This is a genomic window from Endozoicomonas sp. ONNA2, from assembly GCF_024606365.1.
Taxonomy (GTDB): Bacteria; Pseudomonadota; Gammaproteobacteria; order Pseudomonadales; family Endozoicomonadaceae; genus Endozoicomonas.
In genome coordinates this window covers 1-3,873 of the sequence record NZ_JAHHPO010000421.1, presented here as the reverse complement: position 1 = coordinate 3,873, position 3,873 = coordinate 1, and the positions used below count along the sequence as shown (strand labels likewise).

Annotated in this window: 2 protein-coding genes; both read right to left on the bottom strand. The window is 45.7% G+C overall.

Annotated elements, in window-relative coordinates:
- Positions 1-1,564: VRR-NUC domain-containing protein (locus KDK14_RS07560; RefSeq protein ID WP_257264461.1), on the bottom strand; the 1,564-nt coding region annotated here is incomplete at its 3' end.
- 61 nt (positions 1,565-1,625) lie between these two features.
- A complete protein-coding gene (locus KDK14_RS21680) occupies positions 1,626-3,224 on the bottom strand; it encodes an ankyrin repeat domain-containing protein (RefSeq protein WP_257264460.1) in 1,599 nt (532 codons plus the stop codon).
- Between the last annotated feature and the right edge of the window lie 649 nt (positions 3,225-3,873).

The following is a 3,873-nucleotide window of genomic DNA, read 5'->3' as shown; positions in this document are numbered from 1 at the left end:
GGCACGACCGGCTTCCGAAGGTTTCAACGTCTTCTGAAGTTACGGATTCAGGTTCCAGCCACTGGTACCGGCTATTTTCCGGATCAAACAGGATCAGGTCCGGAAACCCGGTGCGGTTGTGGGCAATATCAAACATCAGTCGTTGCAACATAGAGCGCAATTGTTCTATCGGTATCAACGATACGGCCAGCGTAATCAGCTCCGGACTGAGCGCTGGCCAGATGACCAGACGATTACTGACCCCCTGCTTCCTGTGATAGGTTGCCAGCAGAGTATCCAGAAAATGGTTACCGGACATTTCTGCCAGCCGTTGATGAATCGCATCTTTACAGCTCCGATAAAAATCCGGGGTCATCAAGTCTGCTGGCCCACTCTGAAACGGATGAAAGAACGCCCCCTCCCTGTCGGAAAAAATAATATCCCAGAACCACAGGCCAGCAAGCCCGTTGATCAGGGTATTTTCCACATAAAACACCTGCCAGCCCTGATGTATGAAATGCGCCTGAACCTGAAACTCAACCCGCTGTCCATTGTCGTTTAGCTCAAGCGCCCGTTCATTAAACCCTGTGTTTTGTCGCTGGCGCTTCTCGCCATTCAGGGTTTTGGCAAACCGCTGGGCAAAAGCCAGCTCAAGGCTGCTGGCCGGTGAAGCCTCTATCTCTGCACACAGTGCCAAAGCGCCAGCCGTATCATTGAGTTTGGCCAAAATACGGGTCCGGCGTTCCCGGGACGGGGGCAAATACGACAGCTGAAAACTTGCCACTGCCTCCCGCAAGGCACCTTGCCTTTCCAGGTCGCGGGCAATGGCATTCACCAGCCGGGCATAACGTCGCTTAAGGGTCGGGTGGGCGAAATCAGACGACGGTGGTAAATTAGCGGCCAGGGCCTGCAGCTCATCCGGGTCAAGTTTGTTATTGTTCCGGGCAACTGCCTGCCAGAGCTGCGACAGGTTCAACCCCTGCTCCAGCTCCTCCCGGCTGTTGAACAACCGGGACGTGAGCGGGTAATTTTCAAAGCGATTCAGTCCCAGGTCCTGAAGTACGAACTCCGTCAAATCCTGACTGAGGTTACCAAAGAACAGGAACAATAAGGTCCTCAGCTCTTCCCGGCAGAGAGGTTGAACAATGGTAAATGGCAGGTCAGGGCAGGGGTCAGCGCTATCAACCAGTCGGTTCACCAGGGTCTGCTTGCGATCACTTCGGTAAGGCCAAAGCTGATCAGGAAAACAGCGCAGTAACTCACTTTTGGTGATAAGGTCTGACACCGCAACCAGACCCAGCGGCGGGTTGACCTGCATAAGACCGGCACCGGACAGTTCATTAACCGCCAATTCAATGGCGGCAATTTCCGGATAACTGAGTTTATCCAACCGAAACATCGGGCCTTTGCGCCCCACCAGCCGTACATAGAGTTTCTGTGCATCCTCCGCCAGCCGCCGGAACCTGTCCAGAAAATCGATTTCACGGCAATTTAATAGATCAGCGTACTGGCGCTCAACAAAACCGAGTAGCTGCTGAAAATTGGTCAGGTAATAGTCTTCAGGTAATACAATCGGTGTTGGCAATACAGTCTCGCTATTTATAGACAGCAATCTCGACAGGGGGAGCACCCGCAAATCTGGTATATCAATTTTGCCAGTACTTTACTCCATGAATAAGTAATACCGCTACACAATTTGAATGCCCATTTTTTGCCGCCACTTTTATCGGTGTTTCATGATCGTCATTTCTACTATCGATTTGAATATCTTTGCTGGTTATCAACTGCGCCACGATTTTCACGTTCCCCGCGTAGCATGCAGCATGTAGTGCAGTGGCACCATCATACCTTTTTTGATTGATTTTCAAATCAGGGTATTCCATCAGTACTTTTACGATATCCAAATGATCATGAAAAGCCGCGATGAATAGAGGAGATTGACCATCAACATCAGGAATGTTGAGGTTCTCAGGCGTTACTTCAAGAAGCGCCTTTAAGATAGACTTGTGACCTTTACTTGCGGCGAACCACAGTGGGGTGTGGTTGTGTGATGAAGCCAACGTAGGAGAGCACCTGACATCTTTAAGCAGTAGCTCGAAAGCCCCGGTACTTCCTTTTAAACAGGCCAAATGAAGGGCAGATAGTAGACTCTGACTGACTTTTATATGGTTCGCCCCCCCAAGGCTATTGATTGCAAGATCAGGACTGCCCAGTAACCGATGGATCCCTTCGATGTCGTTTTCCCATGCAGCAAGATGAAGTTGATTGAAACCATTAAAATTTTTTTCATTAACATCGCATCGTTGAGTATCTGGAATTTCTTTCAGGGCCTCTTTTAATTGCTTATTTTCCGTCTTGCCTTTTGCTAATATTGACTTCGAAAAAAACTCCCTTATCTTGAAAATGCTGTTGTTATGAAAAGGCAGGCTAATATCAAAAGGCATTTGTTGCATTCTATCCTTGAAATAATCAGCGAGTTTGTCTTCGTCGTTTATAGGAAAAAACTTTTTATAGTTAGCAATATTTTGATCAAATATCTCGTAACCCTGATTTGACACCTGCATGGCAATAATATGGCCTCCTGAGCTAATATGGAAAAAGCGCTCAGGTGAATATTCAGTGGTTCTCATCTGCAATAACAGACTTTTAACGCCCTCAGGTTTCAGGCCAGCGGTATAAAATGGCGTTGATTGAAAAGGAGCATCACCTGCAAGGTTTTCAGAGGCCAACAGTCGGGCTGTTGCGCTAATATCCTGATAAGGAATCAATGAACTAAAGTACGTCGTTTCAGGATACTGGAACAATAATAATGATTCACAGAATGGCCTCATTTGAAGGAGCAGTAGTGTGTCTGGATTCTCTGTATTCGGTCTTTTCTGAAACTGATCTTGAGCAGTGACGATTGCGTCTGCCAAGTTAGAATAATACCTCCCCCAAAATATCCAGCCCTCCTCAGGATCTTGACTAAGTGTGGATAATATTTTATCGAATCTTTCCAGTTCGCCGGAAGTTGCAAACAAAATATAATTTGCAGTAATACCGAAACAGCAACCATCTATGAAATTAAACAAATTGGCGGCAACTGACTCACCGTAGAATAATTTGGCAATCGTTGCCACATTTGCACTCAAAAAAGGTATTCTTTCTTGTGGCTTTATTCTGGAATTTTCGATTTTTCCGGCACGACTCGCCAGTGTCTCATGATAAAGAATAAAATGAACAAGAGAATTAATTATCTCTATCACTCGCTGATACCTGGGCCTACCCTGCAAGGCCAGTCTATGGGATTTAGTTACCAGCATCTTTGTGCTGGTTATTTGAATTACACCCTTACCCATGAACTGTCCATCAGTGGAAGCCCGGACATTTACGGGCTCAGGGATTGGAATGACGAGTGGCTGTATGGGTTGAGACTTCATTTTCGTTTTTTACATGATTCAAGGCATGACATGGATTTTTCAACATTCTTCAGACAACAAAAAATCTGACAAGTTCATGTTTGATTCAAGACTTTATAGATTCAGGTCGACGAGCAAGACAATCAAAATCAACACGCGGACCCGGTTTTATTGTGCTTAATTAGCTAACCATATAAAATCATATATCCTGAATTCGTATAATCAGCTTTATTTAATGAGTCGCTTATTACCAGTAATAGCAATGTCTAGAGACCTGATCGCTACTTCTTTGGCAAGTAATTCATTGCTTGATTTTGAAATTTATCACTTGAAAGGTCGGCAATACCATCCGGATCCGATGTCTTGGTTATAAAATAATTGGAATTTATTCCTCGACTAGTGGTCAGAATATTTGATAGCAAACTATCACCTACTTATCTATTACCTGAATCCGTAACTTCAGAAGACGCTGAAACCTTCGGAAGCCGGTCGTGCC